Genomic DNA, 23,047 nt, shown 5'->3' with positions numbered 1-23,047 from the left:
ACAGTATGAGATCAACCACACCAATAAATCAATCTCTCATGATAGGTGCCATAACTTTAGCAAGCCACATTGAAGTATGATGACTTGAAATTTTCTAACATTGGCCAAAAATGCACATGCGCCCCGTTGTCATATTACCTTCTTGTAAATAAACTAAAAAATTATATTTTAGGGACGTTGTTCTAAGGATTTTTCTATGCGTTTTTTATCACTTTTATTCGTTATTGCGGTTTCTGGCTGTAGCTATACTCAGCCGAACTTAAAGCCAAAACAATGGCGTTATGCGACCGATCCGCATGGCAGCCAAGCAATTCTGAACGGCCCGCTTGTTAATGAAGAGCAATTTGCTATTCAGTTTAAACGCGTGCCGCGAGTCGATAAACAAAACAACTCTTGGGTAGAGCTTATTTACGACTTGCCCACTAAACAGCTCCCCTCTCAATTCAACATTGCATTGACGTATAAAAGTGATAACGCTTTGATAGTTAAGTTATCGCAGCAGGAGTATGGCGGCTCAGGTGATAAAAGCTATGCGCACTACCAATCTAAATTACCAGCATCAGATACTTGGCAAACAATCAACGTAGCTCTGAATGATTTTGCCAGACCCAACTGGACACCTGCTTGGTCAAAAGACAAAGGGGTCATACTCAAGCATGTTTCCGCACTTTACTTTGTACCAGACTTGACAGACACAGAAGGTGGCGAAGCAAGCCTTGCAATAAAGAGTCTTCGAATTGAGTAATTTAGCCAATTAAATTGATGTGCATCTACATGTGGGGTATTCCACTTTACTAAACAATCGCTGCCAATTTAAGGTTAAAGCGAATAACGTAAACGCAATGATTTGAATGTGATTTTTCAATAAAGCATAGTGTAGCCAGCTCATATAATTGTTAAATTAATAGCGCTGGCTAATCAGGGAGTCATTAAGCGTTAGATTACGCACCTAACGCAGTTAGCTTTTCTTTTAATTCTTCTTTATTGATTAGACCCATTTCGTGCTGCTTTTTGGTTTTACGAATTTCATCGAAATTGTCTAGTTTCAAACGTGCTTTAGCCAGCTTAGTATCAAACTCGTCTTGCGAGATAACATCAAGCTTTAGCGCTTTTTCTAGCTTCTCTTTTTCACCATCAAATTCTTTTTGGAAAACCGCTTTTTCCTGGATAACTATCTGATCTTTTAGTTGCTTCTCAATAGCGATAACTTCCGCTTCCAGATCGTCTTTACGCTTAATTAACGGATCGATACGCTCGATAGTGTCTTGCAATACAGCTTCAAGATTTGCACCATCGTTTTTGATTAGGTTTTCAATATATTTGCGGCCAATATCTTGGTATGCAATATTAAGTTGACCATCGATTGACGCGATATCTGATTTCAAACCAGCAAGCTTTGCATTGTCTTTCGTTGAAGACACAATATCACCGCTTAGTTTACTGGTAGATTCACCAATACTACTGCCAATAGATTGCGCTTGAGTTTTGAATTTATTTAATAGACTCATGGTTATTTTTCCTTAAATAGATTGAGATTTTCAATTTATGTAATATCTAGTCCAGCAGACAAACAGACAAAATATATTTCAGATTAATTAAGTAATAGGTATTAAACCCAGAGTATCTTGATTTAACTTTAAGACACTCGTTTCTTGCGCTTCGACATGATGCGTTTAGTGCCACTCCACGCCATCCAACAGCCGAATAACACAGCTCCCACGACCAAAGAGTAAATGGCAAAAGAGGCAACTTTAATAATAAAAATGACGAGCAAGGTGATAAATAGCACAACAAACAGCAAAAGTTTTGGTGATTTAGCTAGTTGCTTGGCAATAAAAGAAGGTAAAAACGCACTTAATATGCGCTCCAATCTTTGAGCATTCATAACACTATAATCCTTGTGTTTAAGTGAGATTATTTTGAGACGGGCAATAGGTTATCAGCTTTATTTCTACCTGCCAAATTAATTATAGGTTAATTATCAAACTGAACAATCCCTTTTTTTAAACCAGTTATCAAATGAAACCAACCAAGAAAATAAAAATAAAAATTAAAAATTTACAATAACTTAAAGAAAGCCACCTATAAATTATGGGGTTTAAATCCTTTTCATTTATTCAACAGTCAATAGAATTGAACCACCTTACCCATGATTCAGGTTCTGATAAAATAAATTTGAACGTTTGATTACTCTTTAATGTAATTTGGATCGCTTGAGTTGTAAGAGGAAGCAGTCCTGCGCCTTTGCCAAGGCACTGTTCAACCTTAATCACATCAACGATATCAATTTGATATGGACCTAGCCCCAGCAAGGTATTGAAAGGAGTAAAATGCAGTGTATCTGCCGTCGCCCATAATCTTCCATCAGCACGAGCGACGCCACATTGAACAGTGGCCATTGAAGAAACCGTTGCCATATCCGTCATAAATAAGCCTCATATGAATTACCGATACCCATCACTATCTTAGTAAAGTGATGTCACGTCACCAGTGATAAATCTCATATTTTGACTATGACAATTATCACTGTTCTCACCATAGCGATTCTGTAATAATCGAAAATAAAAACTTTGCGCAGAAATGATGGACTCTCCTATCCGCCATACAACAGACTGGCGTTTTTCAACACTTGCTTCTTGGTTAGGTGTCACACTTGCATGTATGTATTACCGTAACTCTCAGCTCGCATTGGTCGGCCAGCTAATCATTAGCGGTGCCATTTTGACATTGCTGTTTTTTATCATTAACAACCCAAATAAGCGAGTCCATGCGGCAGCCTGTACCTACCTAGTATTGATAGCGCTACTTATGCAGGTATCAACAACTTCATTAGTTTTTATTCATTTGGTCATGTTTTCTGCAATTTTTAGTCCGCACTTTTCATTCCCTAAAGTTCTGTCTGCCGTGTTACTTGCTATGCTGGTATACGGATTTACACACTATACAATGTGGGAAGGTAGCGTACCTTGGATCATCTTTGCTGTTTGGCTATTTTTTTGTGCAATGAACTGGTTTGTCAGCAGACGCATAGTTGAGAGCCTCAATATGCACTACCAATCTCGGCAAAATTACAAAGAGCTTAAAGCCACGCAACACATGATGGAAGCCATATCAGCAGCGCAAGAAAGACTCAATATTTCCCGAGAATTGCATGATTCACTAGGCCATAAACTCACAGCACTGAGTATTAATCTTGATTTCGCAAAAAGAACGGCAAGCGAAGATATAGAGCCAACCCTAGCAAGTTGCCATCAACTAAGCCAAACTTTGCTTGAGGAAGTAAGAAGTATCGTATCCACTCAGCGCCACAATAAAACACTCTTGAAACAAGCACTAGAAGCAATTTTCACGGCTACACCCAATTTGCGCTACACCTTAGAGCTAGACCGTGGTTCAGAACAAATCTCGCAAGCGCATTCACTCTGCGTGATCCGTTTTTGTCAAGAAATGGTAAGCAATACGCTCAAACATACCAAAGCAAATCATATCAATTTTGAGGTCGTAATTGACACAGCAAACCATAATCTAAAAGCTAGCGCCTTTCACAACCAAAGCGAGTCTAGCTTGCCAAAACAAGGCAATGGCTTATCTGGGCTACATGAGCGACTAGCACTACTTAACGGCTCATTCACACAAAAAATTAAAAATCAAAAGCTCATCAGCTCGATAACCATACCTGTACCCGAACTTAACCTTTTATCCGAGAATATTACATGATCAATTGCCTACTCGTGGAAGACCAAACCTTGGTGAGGTTAGGCCTAGCCAACTTGCTTAACCTTGACGAAAACATTTGTATAAAAGGGCAAGCTGAAGACGGTATACAGGCACTTGAGTTACTCGCTTCACAACAATTTGACATCATCTTACTGGATATGCGCATGCCTAATTTAGATGGACTAGGTGTACTTAATGCATTGCGCACTAACGCAATACCCACTCCAGTTTTGATTATCACTACCTTTGAAGATTGCGATGTATTGGTAAAGGCCATTAATCTTGGTGCACGGGGCTATGTACTTAAAAATATTGAACTAGAGGCATTAATCGACGCCATCCAACAAGTGATTGCAGGGAAAAAAGTGCTACAAAGCGCTTTGACGACTTACCTTCTAGATCAGCAATTAGCACCACAAGAAAAATTGACTGAAAAAGAACAAGCAGTGTTGCGCTGTTTATCTCTCGGCATGTCAAACAAAATCATCGCCAACACCTTACACAATTCCGAAGGCACCATTCGCAACCATGTCTCTCAAATACTCGCAAAACTTGAAGTTAAAGACAGAACCCAAGCGGTCATAAAGGCGATTAACCAGAGTTTGATTTAAATGAAGCTTAACCGTGACGATAGCTGGTTATTGAAAGTGAGCTCAATCCGGTTAGCGCCAAAGCTGACGGCTAGGATGGCATTAACTATCCGAAGCTAAGGTTATTTATACAAAAAAGCATAAAACGTGATACGAACTAGGTCCGCATCACGAATCAATATTACATTTCCGTACAGGCAACTTTATCCGTAGGATAGCAAGTGCCGGTAACTAAACATTTTGGACCCATGCTGCACCACTCAGTTTGCTTCACGCCACCTGCAACTTGAGGAGTCGCTTGCGCATTGAGTTCGGTATTATTAGATAGAGATTTAAGTGGTTTTTTTTGTAATTTCAATTTCATTCTTTATTTTCCTTATTGATAATTTGTACCCTTTTTACAAGAGTACCCCAAAGTATCACCTTTAGAGATAAAGAACAATAATTCAGCAAATACTAAAATTGTAAATAATTCTTTCGCTCAGTTTTAACTAAGGGCTTAGCATGCAATCTTTACATATCGGATAATTTGTTGCGTGCAATGGACTGAGCTCAACCCAGTCCAATGCCTTTAAACTAGTATAGTGCTCGGTCTCTTTGCCCATACCCATAATATGGAAAAATATCCCAGCAAAATAAACCATCTTCTCCCACCGCACAGGTTGAGTCTTCCATTAATTTCGTCACATTTTGAATCGAAGGAAGCGTTATCCCCTTTCCTTCATTACTCCCTAAGGGCCAGCAAGATAGACCGTTATCATCTACTGCACAAGCTTGGTAAGTGTATACTTTGAGTTGCGTCGGATTAACGAGTGGTTTGCTATATACATCATTAGCGCGATTCCAGCACACCGCTCTATCAAGTTCTAAAACACATGTTTCTATAGCACCAACTGAGACACTTTTTGTAGTTAATAAGTCACCAGGAACAAACAGTTCTTCATGAGTTCCCTCCTTGATACATTGCACAAAGCGAGAATTAATCTGCTGATAACCTCTAACCATGCAAATACGGTCCTCACTTAAATCCAGAGATAATATGTTATCAAAATACATACTAGGATAACTCCAATCAGCCCCAGAGTTGTCGCTGTCACACAAAAAGCCGCCTGTGTATAAAGCGCATACGCTAATACCTTCCCAACTAAGGTAAGATTTTCTTGCTGCGCTTCCATTACTAATAGAATCTAAATTTGTTGGACGCGCTTGCAGTCGAATTTTAGGGTCTTCTTGGCTCCATTCTTTTACCAACTCGAAACACTCCAACTTACCATTTTCAACGATACATAAGTTGTCATCTCTCAAAGAAATGTCATCAGGATAGTATTGTTTATCAAACAAAACCTGACCGTAAGAATTACTTGAACACTCTAAGCCACTTTCATCAGCAAAGCAGCTAAGAGGATTCTCACCCGTAAAGCTATCAAATGCGACTTGTGTTGGATTAGTCAAATGAGGTAACTCATTGTATATATACTCTGTTCTTCCCCAACAATGTGAACCATTGTCATCAATTGCACAATTGTATTGATCATCGCTAAATATTGAACGAGGATTTGTTAGGTGAGGAACATTTTGGCCCGGATGTTGTTGGTCACCAATACATTTTACACCCGTATCATCTAGCACGCAGATACTTGCATTGTTTACTGTAACTTGACTCGGGTTTTTGAATATGCTCTCTAACTCAACAGGTGTACCGTTTTTCGTCCAACAAGCAACTTTATTGTCACTAATCGCACAAGCAAAGCGGTTACTAATCGTCAAAGAGTGCGAAGCTTTCAGCTCTGGTAATTTAAGTTTTACATTACCGTAATTGTCCCAACAAACTATACCGCTATCGTCTATCGCACAATTTTGAGAGAAGTCGTTCAATTTAACTTCTTTAGGGTTTTGTAATACGACCCTATTGTGAGCAGATGCGTTTTCACCCCAGCACTTCATTCCTTTACTATCTATAGCGCACGATGTTGAACCATCTATCGCGATGAAGCTGGGGTCTGATAATTCAGGAACAGCTAATCGTTCATCTTCACTATTTCCCCAGCATGTGACTCCAACCTTGCTTAAACTACACTGATGCACTGTACCAACTGCTAGCTGCTTAATTTCATCAACTATTTCAGGCTGTTGTGCAATAATTTTATGGCTTCGGTATCTAGTATCACCCCAACAGCTAATACTGCTCCCCTCAACTGCACATAGCCGGCCCCAGTTGCCCGCAATATGTTGGTGTGTTGTGGTGACTTCATTACTTAAACTTTTTACATGACCAACCACTTTTTCTGCAATAAAGTAGGTATTTTGAAAGTCGTTCCAAGCTGCAGGTAACTCAATTGGAAAATTCACGTTTTTGAGCACGTTACCTTTCCTCAAGTGTTGATAGTTTTCATTAGTAACTCCAGACTCCTTTGCATAATAAAGATTATAGATTGCAGTTTGATCGTGTTCCGCAAGATCGAGCTTAATTCTTCCAGGGTAACCTAACCGAACTACAGATAACTGCTCTTTCTTCTCTGGAGCCACTAAAGAAGCCACGGTCGTAACACTAATTGTACAGTTAGCATTTATAGGAGCTGTTTTATAGGTGGTGTTTGTTAGTGCACCACTGCATCCTTCTATCAGGTTAATTTGATACCCAGCATCAGCCGTTACCTCAAAGGTCGCTATTGCACCAGGTTTCACAATTGCGGTTTGAGGGTGAATGCGAACGTGCTTATCTATTTGAGTTGATATCGTAAAGTTGTTTTCACTCTTATTTTGTTGCGGCGACGTCGCTTTACTCTCCTCACTCTCACTGCCTCCACCACAAGCAGCTAAAAGTAGTCCAACTATTATTGTTATAATTATTTTTACATTTACCATACGATGTAGGCTCCTAATTAAGCTGGCATACCAAACTCATGTGTTTATTTTTGGAACGGAAGAATATCAAAATCGCTTTTTTAGTAAATAGATTATTGCAATATACTTCATATAAATTACTTTAAGTCACAATAATATGGTTGCTTTTCATGCAGAAAGGCGTAAGCAATCTCAGCTACTAATGAGGAAATGATTGACTACAAGTGCGGCTACTGTTGTCATATTCTGGCTTGCCATTCCCCCTCATTAACCAGCATCATAATGTGGTCCTAAAATGGAATACCCATTGAGCCGTAGAACAGGTTTGAGTTGAATGGATGAATAAGATATCCATGTTCGTAATGAGCTAATTTGCTCATCAAGTTGACTGCTTTTGTCCTAGCTATTGAATTTTCTTCATTCCTATACTGGAGAACATAATAATAACGACGAAAGGTTACTCAGCATGATTGCAGCAACTCAATCGCACAGAGTCAGTTCAACCAAAGGTATACCACGGCATACACTATCACTTCTGATAGCGGCTGTATTATCAGGCCATAGCTATGCCGAAGCGGAGTCCACGCTAAGCACTCAGCAAAGCAAAAAAATTGAGCGGATCAGCGTTACCGCAACGCGGCAAACCGAAAACCTACAAGATGTCGCGCTTGCGGTGACCGCCCTCTCCGCCTCAGAGCTTGAGAAGATGAATGTACAAGATCTCGGTGATCTGGCCTCTCACGTTCCGAACCTTAACCTGCACTCAGGTGATGCTTCCAACGCCGTCATTTATATTCGCGGAATTGGCCAAATTGACTCTATCTCCTTTAATGACCCTGGCGTTGGTGTGTATCTCGACGACGTATATCTTGGGCGCGTTCAAGGTGCCTTTTTAGATGTTGTCGACCCGGAACAAATCGAAGTATTACGCGGTCCACAAGGCACCCTTTACGGTCGCAACACCATAGGTGGCGCGGTGCGTTTCAGTAGTGCCAAACCTTCGCAAGACAACGAAGGATATGTCAGCGTGGCACTTGGAAATTATAATGCTCGGACGATAAAAGCTAGCGTCAACGGCGCATTGATTGAAGACACGCTCTCTGGACGTTTTGCGATTGCCAAAAGTAGTCGAGATGGTTTTAGTGAGAATCGCTATAACAATAGTGACGACCACGACAAAGACACCTTAGCGTGGCGCGGCAGTTTACTTTATCAACCAAGTGAGAATTTTTCGGCCTATTTAGTCGTCGACGGCTCGAACGCATCCCCCTCAAGCTCACGCACCCCACATAGAGAAACGCCTATCTATTCGGTGGTAAAAGAAGGCTACTATGCGCCCGAGGAAGACCCTTTTCTCGTTGACGTTAACTACAACGATTTAGAAGAGCTCGATACCTTGGGAGCGAGCTTAACGCTTGAATATCTCACGGGCCACTCGGTATTTAAATCCATCACTGCTCGACGCGAAATGGAATACCGCACGCACTTAGACTTAGATGCCACCCCCGATGCATCATTTGGTATTTTTAATTTCGAAGATCAACAGCAGATAAGCCAAGAATTTCAATGGTTATACAAAGACGACCAGTTCTCCTTGGTATCTGGGCTCTATTACTTTAATGAGGACGATCTGAGTTTTGGCGGCTCCGTCGCTCCGGACTTTTTCGTTATGGTAGCACCAGATGTTTACCTGCCTTGGCCTGTGATTAACGCAGGAGAACGCGATCAAGAAAATACCAGCTCAGCCCTCTACGCTAACCTCTCTTGGTCTTTGACTGAAAAGCTCGACGTCACGCTTGGCGCACGCTACACCATAGAGAAAAAAGAAGTCACGTCCAAAGGCGAGGAGTTTTTTGGCACCGGTGTAACAACGGCTGAGGAAATGGAAGCGGTATTCGGCACAGGCATTGGCTATAGCCCTACAGGCTACAGCGCATCCAAGGAGTGGAAAGAGTTTACCCCAAAAGTGGTGTTCGATTACACCATATCTGACGACAGCATGGTTTACCTGAGCGCCGGAAAAGGGTTTAAAAGTGGCGGTTTTAACGGCCGGATCACCTCATTTGCACAACCTTTTGAACCAGAAACCTTGTGGAGCTATGAAATTGGCTCTAAGTCTTTATTGAATAATCAGAATATTCGCTTAAATACCGCGGCTTTTTTCAATGACTACAAAAACTTTCAGCTCAGCCGCTTTTCTATCGACCCCGACACCGGCGCGTTTTTATCACTGTTTGAAAATGCAGGTAAAGCCACTATTTACGGCGCAGAAATGGAGCTCGAAGCCGTGGCTTCCGATAACCTCACTCTGAACCTCAATCTGGGCTATTTAGGGGGCGGCTACGATGAGCTTATCGGCGACTTTGGTAAAGAGGTCAGCGATGAAAGAGAGCTGGTTAATTCACCCAAATGGAATGGCCGTGCAGGCTTTGAATACTTCTTTAGCGCTTTTACGCAAGGCGAATTTTCGCTACGTGGTAGTGCCGCCTATCGCAGTAAAACCTATCTCACCGTGAGCAGTTCTGAGGTACTCGCACAGTCAGGCTACACCCTCTTTGATATGTCACTACACTACCGCTCCGCGGACGATACTTGGGAAGCCAGTTTATACGGTAAAAACTTAGGCGATAAACGCTATCGTCAACACGGCTTCGATCTTAGCGCAGCACCTGGGGTTCAACTTGGTTATTACGGCGCGCCTAGAACGTACGGTATCAACCTTAAATATAAGTTTTAATTATGAAATTAGACAAACAAACACAAGCACTGTTAGACGACCTCGCGGCTCAAGCTGGCGACATTCATGACATAGAAATCTCCATTGAGACCTCTCGACAAGGCGCAAGAGCGATGTTTTTAGGACTCGCGGGAGAGATTGAAGCACAAGTAAGTAGCCAAGACCTACACATTGAACACAATGGTATTCACGTGAGCGTTCGCTGTTACCGCCCAGGGCAGCCTTTGGCAAGCCCCAGTCCCGCGGTGGTGTTTGTCCACGGCGGCGGCTGGTCTTTAGGAGATGTCGACTGCTATGACGGTCTGGTAAAAGACTTATGCCAGCAATCCGGTGTCGTTTTTTTCAGTGTCGAATACAGCCTCGCGCCTGAGCATAAGTTTCCATGCGCCCTGCAGCAAGTGCTCGCCGTAGTAGATTGGCTGCAAGAAAACCACCAGCAGTTGGAGCTAGACCCCACTAAGATTTCACTGATGGGCGACAGTGCAGGTGGTAACTTAGCGCTTGTTGCAGCGCATAACTTACATCAACAACAGCCAAACACCCTAAGTAACTTATACCTAGTTTACCCTGTGGTTGACTCTTTTTCTCCCCATGAAACCTACCCGTCACGCATGCAGTATGGCGATGGAAACTTGTTGCTAACCAGAGAGGCAATTAAAGACACCTGCGACTGGTATCTCGCACCCGAGCAAAGCGCGGCGGACGTCAATGTCTCGCCATTATTTATTGAAGACATGACGCACCTTCCTGCCACTAGTGTGCTGCTTGCCGGCTGCGACCCACTTTACGACGAAGGAATACTGCTCGCCAAAAAACTAAAGCAAGCGGGTGTGCTTAATACCCTAACCTGCTTTGAAAATACCATACATGCGTTTTTCTCCTTTGCCGTGCTCGACGTCTGCAAGCTCGCGCGCAGTAATATCGCCAATCAGTTAAAACATGACTTGACCTAGGATAAAAATATGAAAAACACAAAAACAGCGTTGCGTACTCACACTTATGGATTGCTCGTTTTTATCTCACTTGCAGCTAGTGGTGTAGCGCACGCTTCAGCGACACTTGAAGCCACCTATACCACAGGTATTAACAATGGCTGGCAGAAGGTTGAAAGGTGGCGAGATAGCTCAGGGCATATCGGCAATGAAAGCTTTCCTGCCGACGGCCGTGGCGATCAATCAGGTCAGCGTGCTACTTTCTTTGCATCTAGCCAACCAAGCTCTGCGCAGTTTCTGCTTTATCATGCGCCGGGTTGGGATAGTAACAGCCGCCAAACACCGGTGTTGCTGATCCACGGTGCCAATCAAGATGCTGATTTGGCTTGGGCAAATCCAAACGAGGCCGGTAGTTACGGCTGTGGTCGACAAAACTGCCCTTCGCAAGGCTTAATGCAAGCGCTTGCCAATGATGATTACAAAGTCTTTGCCTTAAATCTGGCGCATAAAAATGGCGATGGCTTTATCTGGGCGGAGCAGATAGCCAATGCCATCGCTCAGGTTAAAAATAAGACGGGGGCAACGCAAGTCGATTTAGTCACTTGGTCAAAAAGCGCATTTAATGCCCGCATGTATATTTCTTCTTTGACCAATGCTTGGAGCACTAAATTCAACAGTGACGTACGCAAACTGGTGATGCTCGGTGCCCCCAACAACGGCATTGATTGGTCATTTCGTCACGGCGTTAATCATACCTATGGTGCTTATTCGCAATGTGGCGGTAGCATAAATGGGCCTACTGCGCATGATCAAATATTATGTTTTGGCCTATGGTATTCGAGTTCCGAGTGGGTTTACGACTCGCCTTACTTTCCCGGCTCCGCGCAGATGCTAAAAGCACTAGATGATAAATATGCACTCCCCACCACAGAGCAAGATTGGTACACCACTTACTACGGTGGCTTAGGGTTTGTGAGCAAAGGCCGAGGTATCGCAGCGTTTACGGTCAACTCACTGGTAGACCAAGTTCGTAGCGCTGGCACCGACAGCAGCGTTCAAGTTTATAATCTTTGTGGCGATCAGGCCGATATGGCATTTATTCACAATGAACATACCGGCCCTTCCGATGGCGTTGTATTTATCAGTAGCTGCATCGACAGCACAGGAATAAGTAACTTGGCGGGCTCAGCGGTTGTGACCACCAACCATCTAGAGCTTGGCTGGGAACCCAGTGCAATCAACCAAATCAAAAATTGGTTAAGTGCTCCCTAGCAGCCCCCTCGGCGGGTGGTGACAAAATACTGCACTAAAGTTGCAACGCAAAACTATTGCTATCTTGAGTTGATGTTGATTAACTGAATTGTTGAGAGTGACAGGATGAGCTTACGTATTTATGTCAAACACCGCTATTGCACCTTGCTACGTGCAATTGATGCAGCACACACTCACCGCAGCAAAACTGGAATTTGCTGCGGTCGCGCAGTATTTGGCTATCAATAAAGCCATTGACGCCCTAGATGCCATTGAGTTTATGCGCGTGATGGAACACTGTGCTGTCGAGCTCAATGACGAAAGTCTAAACCTCAACCGCAAAAAGCTTCTGCCTGGCACCAACGAATTTGTATTCAATAGCCTGCGCCATTGCCGCACCATTACTCAGCTCTTACAGGAGCTTGCCCGTGGCTATAACTTTATCCACGCGGGGACCTACAATTTCTGCGAGGTGTCACACTCTCAAGTGAGTTACATAATTGATGATGCAGCCTTTGACTACGCCACAGCCGCTGACGCACAATTTTCTCGCTGTATGTTAGATAGCATGCTGATATTGATCCATGGCCTCGTAAAATATGTGTGCGCCGAAACCACCCAAGTTCAACTCACACAAGTGCAGACCAAAAGTGACTCAAGCTCGCTGCTAAATTCGGTTATCACCCACATTCCCATTAAACCCGTAAGCAATCGCTACTTACTCACCTATCAATACCAAGAAACGAATCAATCATTGGATTTGGCGAAGCTAGAGCACTTAACGCTCAATACCATTTATCATTCGCTCGCACGTACACTCCATCACCAGCAGTCGATCAACGACCATGCTAACTTGCTCGATAAAGTCTATAGTGAGCTTAACGCGGGAACACTGTGCCAAGAACAAATGGCTGACAAGCTCAATATCAGTCCGGCAACATTAAGACGAAGGCTCGCTGAGTATCAAACCAGTTTTAGACAACTCAAAAATAACGTACAGAACAAGCAGGCCAAACTGCGACTGACTCAAGGCAGTAGTTTGTATGAGGTGGCGCACACGCTACAGTTTTCAGATGAGCGTAGCTTTATCCGTGCGTTTAAGTCGTGGAACGGCATAACGCCTATGCAATTTCTGCAGGGGTTGAGTTCAAAATCCTAACTATTAAATTTTGTTTAGAGCTGCTAATACAACTCATGTAAAAGTTGACGTTAAACAAAACAAAGCACAACAAAAGTGATATTGTGCAACAAGCAAACAGAGTAAAAATGTAATACGTGGAAGGAATATGGAAACACTTCAACTTGCAGGAACGCTACTCGGCGGTTTGGGGATATTTTTAGTTGCGATAAGCATGATGACAGACGGCCTGAAACTAGCGGCCGGTTCGTCACTGCGCCGAGTGCTTGGAGTGTGGACCAAAACCCCTCAGCGCGGTATTGCTGCTGGCTTTTGCATGACAGCCTTAGTGCAGTCGTCCAGCGCGGTTACCGTGGCCTCTTTGGGCTTTGTAAATGCAGGTCTTATTACCATGCATCAGGCGCTTGGTATTGTCTATGGCGCCAATGTTGGCACCACCATCACTGGCTGGTTGGTAGCCGCGGTTGGATTTAAATTTAATATCCAAGCTATCGCACTCCCCTTGATAGGCATTGGTGCCTTAATGAAGTTGCTACTTCCTCGCTCGCGACTGGCATCGGCAGGCATGGCCTTGGTTGGTTTTGGGCTATTTTTTATCGGTATTGATATTCTCAAAGGCGCATTTGAGCATATTGTCGCTGCGTTTGATTTAAGCCAATTTACCGCAGAGGGAATAAACGGCATGTTGACCTTTTTGCTGGTAGGTATGGTGATGACAACCCTTACTCAATCCTCCAGTGCTTCCATCGCCTTGACCATTACCGCCGCTGCTAGTGGCATGATTGGGTTATATGCCGCAGGCGCGATGGTCATCGGTGCAAACGTCGGCACCACGTCAACATCTATTCTGGCATCCATTGGCGCAACAGCTAATGCTAAACGCGTCGCGGCGGCTCAGGTCATATTTAATGTATTCACCGCGATGGTCGCTTTCGCGGTGTTACCTGTGCTGTTTTATCTCATCAACCATTTTACCGCGCTTTTCGGCGTCACTGCTGATCCTGCGTTGTCATTGGCACTTTTTCATACTTTGTTTAATATTTTGGGCGTGCTACTCATCTTTCCACTCAATGACAGGCTCGCGGGCTTTTTAATGAAACGCTTTTGCAATGCCGAGGAGACGGCTTCGAGGCCACGCTTTTTAGATAATACCATCGCCCAAACGCCAGAGCTTGCAATCAATGCGTTATTGCTTGAGTCCAAACTCGTTGCAGATAAGGTGTTGACCCAATTTGATAAATGCCTACTCCCGACCGATAAGCTCGCGGTTGAACAGGCACTTCATGCAGTTCAATCTCTGTGTCAGCAAATTAGCCTTTTTATTGTGTCAGTAGAGCAATCAGCATTATCATCACAGACCACCTCACTACTTGCTAAACTCATGCGTATTGAGCAGTATTTGTTTACTTGTAGCCACTGTGTAGAACAATTAACGGAACACGCTCCATATAAGCAACTCGCAGAGCATCATGACTTGCATGCACAATTGAATGAATACCAAGCCCAGCTTAGCCACTTCATGAAAACCAGCTTACATGGGCAAAGCGTAACACCTGCAGAGCTGTTGCAGGCGCAAGAGACATTGCAACGTTTACATGACGATGTGAAAGACGACTTAATTCTAGCAGGTACTCACGCATCACTGGCGATAGATAAGATGGTAAGCAATATCAATACTCTGGCGGAGATGTGGCAACTTTCACAGCAGTGGCATAAAGCGATGTTGCTGATCCACGCCATTGAAGCACAACTCTCTCCATCGCAAGCAGATTAAGTGTGAATCGATGTAAGCAGATCACGTTTTTTTAATCAGCACACATTCCTATTTTGACGACTTGATGATAAAACGTAATAAATAACTATAAAATAGGGACTAAGTTTTGAGAAAAAAAATTACAAATATTGCGACACTATGTATGCTCACCACCTTTGCTGGTAAATCGATAGCATTAGAAAAAGATCCATACCTATGGCTTGAAGAGATTGAAGGCAAACAAGCGCTAGAGTGGGTAACGGCACAAAACGATAGCTCACTAAAACAACTCAAAAGCCACAGCTAATATAATCATATCTTTCAAAATACATTAGATATTATCAATGATCGGTCTCGTATTCCGTACGCAACTGAACGTGCAGGTTATTACTATAATTTCTGGAGAGATGCGGAGCATGTAAGAGGCATATACCGCAGAACAACTCTTGAAGAGTATAAAAAAGCGGATCCTAAGTGGGAAACCATTCTCGACTTAGATGCGCTAGCAAAAGCTGAAGACGAAAACTGGGTTTATGGCGGAATGAACTGTCACTATCCAAAGTATGAACGCTGTTTGGTGTACTTATCCCGCGGTGGTGCTGATGCAAAAGTAGTGAGAGAGTTCGACATTCCAAGCAAATCTTTTGTAAAAAATGGGTTTTATTTACCTGAAGCAAAAACCTCAGTATCTTGGTTCAACGAGAATTCAATATTTGTTGCAACAGATTTTGGAGAAGGCTCATTAACTGACTCAGGTTATGCTGGAACGGTTAAAGTGTGGCAACGCGGTACGCTGCTGGACGACGCTAAAACGGTCTATCAGGCAAATAAAAGTTCTATCAGTGCCGGAGGCTTTACGGTATACGATCAAGGCAACACAAATCACTTTCTATACGATTCTACAAGCTTTTATACTCGCGATGTCTATAAACTCGAAGGTGATAAGCAGATAAAAATTCCAGTGCCTAGCGACGCAAGCCTCCTCGGATTAAACAATGGCATGCTCTTTATCCAGCTAAAATCTGCTTGGAAGCACTTTTCACAAGCAGAAGTAATATATGCCAACATTAACGATTTGGATTCTAAAAATATCCAGTTTACAAGCTTAATCAAGCCAACAGCAAATCGTTCAATAGAAAATTTGAGTTTTACCAAATCAGCTATACTAGTTACCGTGTTAGATGATGTAAAGAATAAGGTTTTCCGCTATATGCCTAAAGCTAATGGGCAGTGGAAAATAGACCCAGTGAACTTTCCTGATACCGGTTCATTATCCGTTTTTGATACTGATCCCAATAGAGACGACTTTTTTGTCACCTACACGGACTTTTTATCACCGACCAGTCTTTACTTAGTCGATGGTAAATCACTTAGAACAACAAAACTCAAAGGTAATAAATCACATTTCGACGCAGATAAGTTTGTTACCCAGCAAAAATTTGCGACATCAAAAGACGGTACAAAAGTGCCTTACTTTATTGTTCATAAGAAAGATATCAAGTTAGATGGTAGCAATCCTACTTTATTATATGCCTATGGTGGCTTTGAAGTTTCTATGCAGCCGTACTACTCGGCATCAACTGGTAAAAACTGGTTAGAACAAGGCGGTGTTTATGTGCTTGCGAATATTCGTGGCGGCGGTGAGTATGGACCAAGCTGGCACCAAGCAGCACTAAAAGAAAATCGCCACAAGGCGTATGAAGACTTTGAAGCCGTAGCAGAGCAGCTGATAGCAGATAAAGTAACCAAGCCTCAACATTTAGGTATTAAAGGTGGTAGTAACGGCGGATTGCTAGTGGGCGCCGCTTTCACTCGCAGGCCTGAACTTTACAACGCCGTTATTTGCCAAGTGCCATTACTCGATATGAAGCGTTTTAATAAGCTACTCGCTGGCGCAAGTTGGATGGGCGAATATGGTAATCCAGATGTTCCTGAAGAGTGGGAATACATTAAAACGTACTCGCCTTACCATAACCTAAGTAAAGACAAACAATATCCGAAAGTATTTTTCACAACCTCAACCCGAGATGACCGCGTTCACCCAGGCCATGCACGTAAAATGGTTGCTAAAATGAAAGATATGGGATTTGAAGTTCTGTATTTTGAGAATACCGAAGGTGGCCATGCAGGCGCTGCAAACAATGAACAGCGAGCGATGGTAAATAGCCTTGAGTTTGTTTACCTCATGGACAGACTCAAATAGCTTTAAATTTTACTATCTAACCTGAGGTTTGGATAAAGAATGTTCCAACTCATTGTTTCTAAAGCACAACTTAGTTTTTTCCTTGTCTAGCCAGAGAGTTTTAGGGAAAGCAAGGCGAATTTACGCACCAATAGCTGGCTATTGGAAGTGAATTCAACGCAGTTAGCGCTAAAACTGGCTGCTAGAAAGGCATTAATTATCCGCAGCTCAGGTTATCTAGTACGTTAAAAGCGCTCAAGCTCATATTGAGCGCTTTTCTCATTTCACCTACTCGGCAAAACTAAGCTCCTGAGATTCAAGCGAGAATTGCTCACCGGTATCCAGCGAAATTTCAATATAAAATACATGGTTCTGTTTGTAAGTAGGTTCACTGTTCAGTGCAAACTGGATAAATTCGCTCGTTTTTTTATCTTCCATATCTAAAAATTCGGATATTGAAAAGTAGTCTTTTTCACCATTATCCAGCCTACGATAATCAACCTGATTAGAGTAATCGGAACCGATATACACGATGTCGAACACCTCATTTAAGCTTGAACCTGCAGGTAACTCGTCACTAAACGCAGCGCTAGAGGTAATATTTATATCCGTGATTTTTTCATTGGTATACGGGGGAACAGGTGAGCAGGCATAAGCGGTGCTAATTAAAGAAAACTTAAAACTCGGTGCGCTTAACTGCGCTTAACTGCGCTACAGACTGCGTGTCAGCTTTAAACTGAAATACGAGCGTTTGATACGAAATAGGTTCAACGCCATCATATTCAGTGTTAACCCACTCATCTACCTGATCAGCGCTAAACTCACCGAGGTTAAAGCCGGTTATATCAAACCTTGAGTTACCAACACCACCACATTGACCATCATCAGGACCACTACTGTCGCTATTACACCCCACTAACCCTAATGCTAATGCTGCGCTTGCAAATATCAATTTTGCTTTCATTCTGGCTCCGTTTCCAGCAAGATAAAGTCTCTATTTTGAGTCCAAGTCAGGATAAAAATAAAGTCGGTCAGCCACTTTATTTGTTATTAAATGTTCTCGTAACAACGATTCAGCCTGAAGAGTCGCTTTTCTTCAATATTTTAGTAGGCAGAAAATATAGTATAACCACCTGATAAAGCATCCAATGTAGGGATAACAGAATGCACAATAACGCGCGGTTTCATTATATTGATAATATGCGAGGCTTGGCACTATTGCTTGGCGTTGTTTTTCATGCGGCCTTAGCTTACGGCCCATATTTTCATAACCTTTGGATCAGTGTCGATCCAGACAAAAATGTCTTTTTTAATTACCTCGCCATGTGGACGCACCTATTCAGGATGCCACTATTTTTTATCATCGCCGGCTTTTGTGCCGCCCTGCTTATTCAAAAGCGTGGTGGTAAAGCTTATATTCATAACAGGTTAAAACGACTACTCATTCCCTTTATTATTTTCCTACCGCTCACCTTACTGGTGTTATTACATGCGATGCATTGGGGCAGCAGCGTTGCCAGCACTCCACCACCGTTATTTGGTGTTATGCAGCAGATAAAAGAGCCACAGGTGACAAGCATGCATTTATGGTTCTTATGGTATTTAAGCCAGTTCTGTGTGTTATTTTGGCTGTTACACAAGTTTCCAAAGTTTTATCAACACACTCTCGCTATCGTTGTTAAACCAGTCTTTTTATGCGTTATATTGCCGGTTATCATCACGGCATCTATGTCCAATTTGATGGTGCCATTTCCAGCTCCTGATAAACTGCAACCTCATTGGTGGGTTTACGGGTTTTATGGCTCTTTATTTTTGTTGGGAGCAGGACTATTTCATCATCATGAAGTGGTAACTCGCTACTCAAAACAATTCAATTGGTTATTAATTACTGCCTGCACTTCATTGGTTGCATACTTTTACTTTTTGCCGCCATCACCGTCGCTTGAAAAAGTCATCATCGCGATCAAAACAGGCGACGCAACGCCTGAAAAAATCAATTTGATCAGCGTTGTAGTTCAAACCATCGCCATTCTCAGTTGGACTGCTGTCGCTTATTTAGCCGGGTTCAAATGGTTAAATCAATTTAACAAACAAAGTCGCTATATTTCAGACGCATCCTATTGGATTTATCTCATCCATATTCCGCTCCTTGTGTATATTCAACTTCCTCTTACGAACCTTGAAGTACCTGTCTTCATCAAGTTTATTATTGCTCTATCTCTGACGGTGACGATAGGCATTATTAGCTACCGTTATTTGGTTAGAAATACGGTGATTGGTATTTTATTAAACGGCCGAAAAGCCGAGCCAAAAAATGTAAAAGCAGGCATGTTGACGGAGTGAACTTTAGTAGAGGAAGTCGGCGTGCGAAAGTTACTTTCGCAAAAGCCAGAGCAAACCTCTGGCTTTTAAACAGCCTAACCGTAGCTGCGTGCAGCTTGATATGCGGCGCGAGCTTGCACTTTTTCAAGATAAGCCTTGATATTGCCATGCGCTGTGAGCAAACCGACTTTGTCTGCGATTTCTAGCATCACTGTCATCATAATATCGGCGGCGGTAAAGTCGTTGCCTGCGAAATAGCTTTGCTTGGCGAGTGTGGTATCTATATAAGAAAAGTCGACATTGACTTCTTTAGCAATGTAACCATCCATTGGTTTATCGCCTGCACGCTGCTCCATCTTCATCATCAAAGACGCGATCACCGGCAGTGCCAATGACCCCTCAGCAAAGTGCAACCATTCTTGATATTGATAGTACCCAGGAGTCCCCGCACTTGGTCGCAATCTACTGTCTTCTGCCTTATCTAGCAGATATTCCATGATGGCTCCAGACTCACATAAAACTAGGCTGTCATCGACCAACACGGGGGCTTTTCCAAGCGGATGCACCTGTTTTAGGCTTTCGGGCGCAAGGCGCGTTTCAGGATTGCGCTGATGCTTAACAAGGTCATAAGGCATATCGAGTTCATGTAAAAGCCAAAGTACTCTTGTCGAGCGTGATTCGTTTAAGTGGTGAACAGTTAACATCTAATTTTTCCTGATAAATCTAATTATACGAGTTCGTCTGGACCTAAGCGCACGACAAGTTTGCCGAAGTTTTTACCTTCCAATAAGCCAATAAATGCCTCCACTGTGTTATCCATCCCCTCGACTAAGTGCTCTTTGTACTTAATCTTGCCCGCGTTTAACCATGGCAGCATCGCTTCACTGAACTCGTTGTATCTATGTCCATAATCGTCGAATACAATAAAGCCTTGCATTTTCACTCGCTTAATCAGCAGTGTCGCCATCAGCATCGACATACGATCAGGCCCCGATGGCAACTCAGTGGCATTATATTGAGAGATCAACCCACAAAGTGGAACCCGAGCACTTGAGTTAAGCAATGGCATAACTGCATCGAACACCTTGCCACCCACATTTTCAAAATAGACGTCAATTCCCGATGGGCATGCCTGCGCTAACTGCTCAGCGAGATCATCCTTGCGGTGATCAAGACAGGCATCAAAGCCAAGTGTCTCGGTAGCGTAACTGCATTTTTCGGCGCCACCAGCAATGCCTATTACTCTACAGCCTTGTAGTTTTGCTATTTGTCCAACAAGGCTACCTACAGCACCGGTTGCTGCGGCAACGACTACCGTTTCTCCAGCTTTTGGCTGGCCGATATCCATCAGTCCCATGTAAGCGGTAAGGCCTGGCATCCCTAACACGCCCAAGCTATATGATGGGTTGGGTAAATTGTTGTCTAACTTAAGTAAGCCTGTACCATCCGAGACGCTATAATCTTGCCAGCCGCTCATCGCGAGTACCCAGTCACCTTTGGTAAATTTAGGGTTATTTGACGCTTCAACTCGGCATACTGTGCCACCCACCATCGCTTCACCAATAGCAACCGGCTCAGCATAAGATTTTGCATCGCTCATACGGCCACGCATGTATGGATCTAACGACAAAAAGACGGTACGAAGGAGCACCTCGCCCTCTTTTGGCGTTGGGATCTGTGCTTCTTCATAATTGAAATTTTCTTGCGTTGGTGCACCATGTGGGCGTGACGCCAAGGTAATGCGACGATTCGTTTGTGCGTTTTGAGCTTGGTTTATTGCGTTACTCATGATTTATTCCTTTTAATAAGCAGGTTACAGCTGGTTTAGGTACGTCAGCATTTTCTCAGCGACAAGTTCAGAGCTTGCTGGATTCTGCCCTGTAAAAATTAAGCCATCTCTAACAGCAAACACATTCCAATCATCGACTTTCTGGAAATCAGCACCTCGTTTAACCAGCTCATCTTCTAATAAAAATGGCACAACATCAGTCAGCCCAACTGCCGCCTCTTCACTATTCGTAAAGCCAGACACCACTTTGCCTTTTACCAGATACTCACCCGACGTGGTTTTTACATCCATCAGCACAGCGGTTGCATGGCATACCGTACCAACTGGTTTATCTGCTGCTAAAAAGGCGCTTATCAATTGGATTGAATTGGTATCTGTTGCTAAATCCCATAATGGTCCGTGACCGCCAGGATAAAACACAGCGTCAAAATCTGCCGCGCTCACCTCAGTTAGTGGTAGCGTATTTGCCACCAGTTCCCGCGTTTTTTGATCATCAAAATAGCGTTTAGTACTGTCGGTTTGGAAATCAGGCTGTTCACTTTTTGGGTCAATTGGCGGCTGACCACCTTTTGGTGAAGCAAGCGTTACTTCTACCCCTGCATCCACAAAGGCATAGTAAGGTGCGGCAAACTCTTCAATCCAAAACCCTGTCTTCTCACCTGTGTTGCCAAGTTCTGCATGTGACGTTAGCACCATTAAAATTTTCTTTGCTGTCATCAAAGTTACCTCTCATTCTTTCTTAAAACTTCAGGCTATTTAACCTGCGGATAAATATAAAAGTATGAGCTTAAGACAAGTTAAACAATGCAGACAAAAGCTAACTCTTTGTTCAAAAAATTGATACAATCAATTTATCTCAGCCAGTGGAGTAATGTGTGGACATTTCGTTTGAGCAACTCAAAAGCATGGTCGTTTTTGCCCAAGTTATTGAGCAAGGCACCTTAAGCGGCGCCGCCAGGCATTTAAACTTGTCTCGTGCAGTGGTGAGTTATCATGTCAAAAAACTGGAGTCACAGTTAGGCATAAAATTGCTCAATCGCTCGACCCGCACCATTTCACTTACAGAGGCAGGCCGCGAATATTATCAGCGCTGCCGTGTGATTGCAGAGCAAGCCTTTGCTGCAAACCAGCAAATTGAGAATTTAAAGAAAGAACCAATCGGTCTAATAAAGCTTACCTGCCCTGTGAATGTTGGCCTGCAAACCATAGTGCCTGCACTCAATGAATTTAGAGCTATGTATCCAAAAATTCAGCTCGATATCATGCTTACAGATGAAGTCGTCAATATCATCAAAGAAGGGATTGATCTGGCCATTCGAGGCGCCCCACTTCCCGATTCAGGTTTGCAAGCCAGTAAACTTTCAGTGCTAAAAACCTGTCTATGCGCATCGCCAGACTATTTGCAAAAGTATGGTGTCCCCAAACACCCTACCGATCTCTACCAACATCAATGGGTGATTTACAAGCTGACATCGGGGGCACTCACATTGAGTAAAGGGGCTCGAGCTTATAGCATCACGATGAAAGGCGATATAAGCACCAACAATGCCGCCGCACGCACTGCTTTTGTTGAGGGAGGTCACGGTCTTGGACGAATTCCGACTTACGATGCGTTACCAAAAATACAGGCCGGTACCTTGGTTCCCGTATTAGAAGATTACACACTGCCAGACATACATGTTTATGGCGTTTTCCCAGAAGGCAATGCTAACTCTAAAAAAGTGCGACTACTGCTCGATTTTCTAAAAGGGTATTTTCAGCGCCAATTGGTTGAAGCGTAAGCCTCAACCAA

20 protein-coding genes and 1 pseudogene are annotated in these 23,047 nt (G+C 43.2%); 11 read left to right on the top strand and 10 right to left on the bottom strand.

Annotation, left to right across the window (positions count from 1 at the left end):
- Nucleotides 1-196 precede the first annotated feature (196 nt).
- The gene (locus GSF13_RS10400; RefSeq protein WP_211868182.1) at nt 197-745 is read left to right on the top strand and encodes a carbohydrate binding domain-containing protein; all 549 of its coding nucleotides are present in this window, start codon (nt 197-199) and stop codon (nt 743-745) included.
- 196 nt (nt 746-941) lie between these two features.
- Here GSF13_RS10400 and GSF13_RS10395 read toward each other — a convergent pair whose 3' ends face one another.
- The 3 genes from GSF13_RS10395 to GSF13_RS10385 form a co-directional block, all read right to left on the bottom strand.
- Nucleotides 942-1,508, bottom strand: coding sequence for a hypothetical protein (locus GSF13_RS10395; RefSeq protein ID WP_017217868.1), 567 nt, complete (start codon nt 1,506-1,508; stop codon nt 942-944).
- A gap of 128 nt (nt 1,509-1,636) precedes the next feature.
- A complete protein-coding gene (locus GSF13_RS10390; RefSeq protein WP_010370628.1) occupies nt 1,637-1,885 on the bottom strand; it encodes a hypothetical protein in 249 nt (82 codons plus the stop codon).
- 232 nt (nt 1,886-2,117) lie between these two features.
- Nucleotides 2,118-2,426, bottom strand: coding sequence for a hypothetical protein (locus GSF13_RS10385; RefSeq protein ID WP_174170791.1), 309 nt, complete (start codon nt 2,424-2,426; stop codon nt 2,118-2,120).
- A 154-nt stretch (nt 2,427-2,580) separates the two neighbouring features.
- Here GSF13_RS10385 and GSF13_RS10380 point away from each other — a divergent pair, with 154 nt between their 5' ends.
- On the top strand, nt 2,581-3,717 hold the full coding sequence (locus tag GSF13_RS10380) for a histidine kinase (protein WP_248298756.1): 1,137 nt from the start codon (nt 2,581-2,583) through the stop codon (nt 3,715-3,717).
- Nucleotides 3,714-4,328 carry a response regulator transcription factor gene (locus GSF13_RS10375; protein ID WP_010607277.1) on the top strand — a complete coding sequence of 205 codons (615 nt, stop codon included), beginning with the start codon at nt 3,714-3,716 and terminating at the stop codon, nt 4,326-4,328. The genes GSF13_RS10380 and GSF13_RS10375 overlap by 4 nt, the downstream gene beginning before the upstream one ends.
- A gap of 160 nt (nt 4,329-4,488) precedes the next feature.
- Here the strand turns inward: GSF13_RS10375 and GSF13_RS10370 are convergent, their stop codons facing one another.
- Both GSF13_RS10370 and GSF13_RS10365 read right to left on the bottom strand, forming a co-directional pair.
- On the bottom strand, nt 4,489-4,671 hold the full coding sequence (locus GSF13_RS10370; protein ID WP_010607278.1) for a hypothetical protein: 183 nt from the start codon (nt 4,669-4,671) through the stop codon (nt 4,489-4,491).
- Nucleotides 4,672-4,883: 212 nt separating this feature from the next.
- Nucleotides 4,884-7,172: a hypothetical protein gene (locus tag GSF13_RS10365; RefSeq protein ID WP_206473639.1), complete on the bottom strand. Its 2,289-nt coding sequence runs from the start codon at nt 7,170-7,172 to the stop codon at nt 4,884-4,886.
- Nucleotides 7,173-7,617: 445 nt separating this feature from the next.
- Between GSF13_RS10365 and GSF13_RS10360 the strand changes: the two genes are divergently transcribed.
- The 6 genes and pseudogenes from GSF13_RS10360 (at nt 7,618) to GSF13_RS10335 (ending at nt 17,165) form a co-directional block, all read left to right on the top strand.
- On the top strand, nt 7,618-9,888 hold the full coding sequence (locus GSF13_RS10360; RefSeq protein ID WP_211868180.1) for a TonB-dependent receptor: 2,271 nt from the start codon (nt 7,618-7,620) through the stop codon (nt 9,886-9,888).
- 2 nt (nt 9,889-9,890) lie between these two features.
- Entirely contained in the window at nt 9,891-10,841 is a 951-nt protein-coding gene (locus GSF13_RS10355) for an alpha/beta hydrolase (protein ID WP_211868178.1), read from the top strand.
- 9 nt (nt 10,842-10,850) lie between these two features.
- Nucleotides 10,851-12,092: a lipase gene (locus GSF13_RS10350; protein WP_211868176.1), complete on the top strand. Its 1,242-nt coding sequence runs from the start codon at nt 10,851-10,853 to the stop codon at nt 12,090-12,092.
- A 121-nt stretch (nt 12,093-12,213) separates the two neighbouring features.
- Nucleotides 12,214-13,230 (top strand): helix-turn-helix transcriptional regulator, encoded by a 1,017-nt coding sequence (locus GSF13_RS10345; RefSeq protein ID WP_211868174.1) that lies wholly within the window; start codon nt 12,214-12,216, stop codon nt 13,228-13,230.
- Between the two features lie 127 nt (nt 13,231-13,357).
- Nucleotides 13,358-14,983 carry a Na/Pi symporter gene (locus tag GSF13_RS10340; protein ID WP_211868172.1) on the top strand — a complete coding sequence of 542 codons (1,626 nt, stop codon included), beginning with the start codon at nt 13,358-13,360 and terminating at the stop codon, nt 14,981-14,983.
- Between the two features lie 142 nt (nt 14,984-15,125).
- Nucleotides 15,126-17,165, top strand: a pseudogene (locus GSF13_RS10335) (prolyl oligopeptidase family serine peptidase).
- A gap of 267 nt (nt 17,166-17,432) precedes the next feature.
- Here GSF13_RS10335 and GSF13_RS24995 read toward each other — a convergent pair.
- Both GSF13_RS24995 and GSF13_RS24705 read right to left on the bottom strand, forming a co-directional pair.
- Nucleotides 17,433-17,810 carry a hypothetical protein gene (locus tag GSF13_RS24995; RefSeq protein ID WP_349251767.1) on the bottom strand — a complete coding sequence of 126 codons (378 nt, stop codon included), beginning with the start codon at nt 17,808-17,810 and terminating at the stop codon, nt 17,433-17,435.
- 10 nt (nt 17,811-17,820) lie between these two features.
- Nucleotides 17,821-18,108 (bottom strand): hypothetical protein, encoded by a 288-nt coding sequence (locus tag GSF13_RS24705; RefSeq protein ID WP_249122761.1) that lies wholly within the window; start codon nt 18,106-18,108, stop codon nt 17,821-17,823.
- Between the two features lie 200 nt (nt 18,109-18,308).
- Between GSF13_RS24705 and GSF13_RS10325 the strand changes: the two genes are divergently transcribed.
- Entirely contained in the window at nt 18,309-19,487 is a 1,179-nt protein-coding gene (locus GSF13_RS10325; protein WP_211868170.1) for an acyltransferase family protein, read from the top strand.
- Nucleotides 19,488-19,561: 74 nt separating this feature from the next.
- On the opposite strand, the gene GSF13_RS10320 is transcribed toward GSF13_RS10325, so the two are convergent.
- Genes GSF13_RS10320 through GSF13_RS10310 form a run of 3 tightly spaced genes read right to left on the bottom strand, consistent with a single transcriptional unit; the run spans nt 19,562 to nt 21,972 of the window.
- On the bottom strand, nt 19,562-20,170 hold the full coding sequence (locus GSF13_RS10320) for a glutathione S-transferase family protein (protein ID WP_206471323.1): 609 nt from the start codon (nt 20,168-20,170) through the stop codon (nt 19,562-19,564).
- A gap of 23 nt (nt 20,171-20,193) precedes the next feature.
- Nucleotides 20,194-21,255: an NADP-dependent oxidoreductase gene (locus tag GSF13_RS10315; protein WP_206471322.1), complete on the bottom strand. Its 1,062-nt coding sequence runs from the start codon at nt 21,253-21,255 to the stop codon at nt 20,194-20,196.
- 24 nt (nt 21,256-21,279) lie between these two features.
- Nucleotides 21,280-21,972, bottom strand: a complete 693-nt coding sequence (locus GSF13_RS10310) for a type 1 glutamine amidotransferase domain-containing protein (protein ID WP_211868168.1) — start codon at nt 21,970-21,972, stop codon at nt 21,280-21,282.
- Nucleotides 21,973-22,130: 158 nt separating this feature from the next.
- Between GSF13_RS10310 and GSF13_RS10305 the strand changes: the two genes are divergently transcribed.
- Complete coding sequence (locus GSF13_RS10305; RefSeq protein ID WP_010607291.1) at nt 22,131-23,036, top strand: LysR family transcriptional regulator; 906 nt, start codon at nt 22,131-22,133, stop codon at nt 23,034-23,036.
- The last annotated feature ends 11 nt before the right edge of the window (nt 23,037-23,047 follow it).

Origin of the sequence: Pseudoalteromonas sp. M8 (assembly GCF_018141365.1) — a bacterium.
Classification (GTDB): domain Bacteria; phylum Pseudomonadota; class Gammaproteobacteria; order Enterobacterales; family Alteromonadaceae; genus Pseudoalteromonas.
Note: the sequence above shows the minus strand (reverse complement) of the source record. Positions and strands in the feature narration are given on the sequence as shown.

What these genes read in the sequence shown, in the direction of transcription:
- GSF13_RS10400 (WP_211868182.1), top strand. Translation starts at nt 197, where the DNA reads ATGCGTTTTTTATCACTTTTATTCGTTATTGCGGTTTCTGGCTGTAGC.
- GSF13_RS10395 (WP_017217868.1), bottom strand. Translation starts at nt 1,508, where the DNA reads ATGAGTCTATTAAATAAATTCAAAACTCAAGCGCAATCTATTGGCAGT.
- GSF13_RS10390 (WP_010370628.1), bottom strand. Translation starts at nt 1,885, where the DNA reads ATGAATGCTCAAAGATTGGAGCGCATATTAAGTGCGTTTTTACCTTCT.
- GSF13_RS10385 (WP_174170791.1), bottom strand. Translation starts at nt 2,426, where the DNA reads ATGACGGATATGGCAACGGTTTCTTCAATGGCCACTGTTCAATGTGGC.
- GSF13_RS10380 (WP_248298756.1), top strand. Translation starts at nt 2,581, where the DNA reads ATGATGGACTCTCCTATCCGCCATACAACAGACTGGCGTTTTTCAACA.
- GSF13_RS10375 (WP_010607277.1), top strand. Translation starts at nt 3,714, where the DNA reads ATGATCAATTGCCTACTCGTGGAAGACCAAACCTTGGTGAGGTTAGGC.
- GSF13_RS10370 (WP_010607278.1), bottom strand. Translation starts at nt 4,671, where the DNA reads ATGAAATTGAAATTACAAAAAAAACCACTTAAATCTCTATCTAATAAT.
- GSF13_RS10365 (WP_206473639.1), bottom strand. Translation starts at nt 7,172, where the DNA reads ATGGTAAATGTAAAAATAATTATAACAATAATAGTTGGACTACTTTTA.
- GSF13_RS10360 (WP_211868180.1), top strand. Translation starts at nt 7,618, where the DNA reads ATGATTGCAGCAACTCAATCGCACAGAGTCAGTTCAACCAAAGGTATA.
- GSF13_RS10355 (WP_211868178.1), top strand. Translation starts at nt 9,891, where the DNA reads ATGAAATTAGACAAACAAACACAAGCACTGTTAGACGACCTCGCGGCT.
- GSF13_RS10350 (WP_211868176.1), top strand. Translation starts at nt 10,851, where the DNA reads ATGAAAAACACAAAAACAGCGTTGCGTACTCACACTTATGGATTGCTC.
- GSF13_RS10345 (WP_211868174.1), top strand. Translation starts at nt 12,214, where the DNA reads ATGTCAAACACCGCTATTGCACCTTGCTACGTGCAATTGATGCAGCAC.
- GSF13_RS10340 (WP_211868172.1), top strand. Translation starts at nt 13,358, where the DNA reads ATGGAAACACTTCAACTTGCAGGAACGCTACTCGGCGGTTTGGGGATA.
- GSF13_RS24705 (WP_249122761.1), bottom strand. Translation starts at nt 18,108, where the DNA reads ATGAAAGCAAAATTGATATTTGCAAGCGCAGCATTAGCATTAGGGTTA.
- GSF13_RS10325 (WP_211868170.1), top strand. Translation starts at nt 18,309, where the DNA reads ATGCACAATAACGCGCGGTTTCATTATATTGATAATATGCGAGGCTTG.
- GSF13_RS10320 (WP_206471323.1), bottom strand. Translation starts at nt 20,170, where the DNA reads ATGTTAACTGTTCACCACTTAAACGAATCACGCTCGACAAGAGTACTT.
- GSF13_RS10315 (WP_206471322.1), bottom strand. Translation starts at nt 21,255, where the DNA reads ATGAGTAACGCAATAAACCAAGCTCAAAACGCACAAACGAATCGTCGC.
- GSF13_RS10310 (WP_211868168.1), bottom strand. Translation starts at nt 21,972, where the DNA reads ATGACAGCAAAGAAAATTTTAATGGTGCTAACGTCACATGCAGAACTT.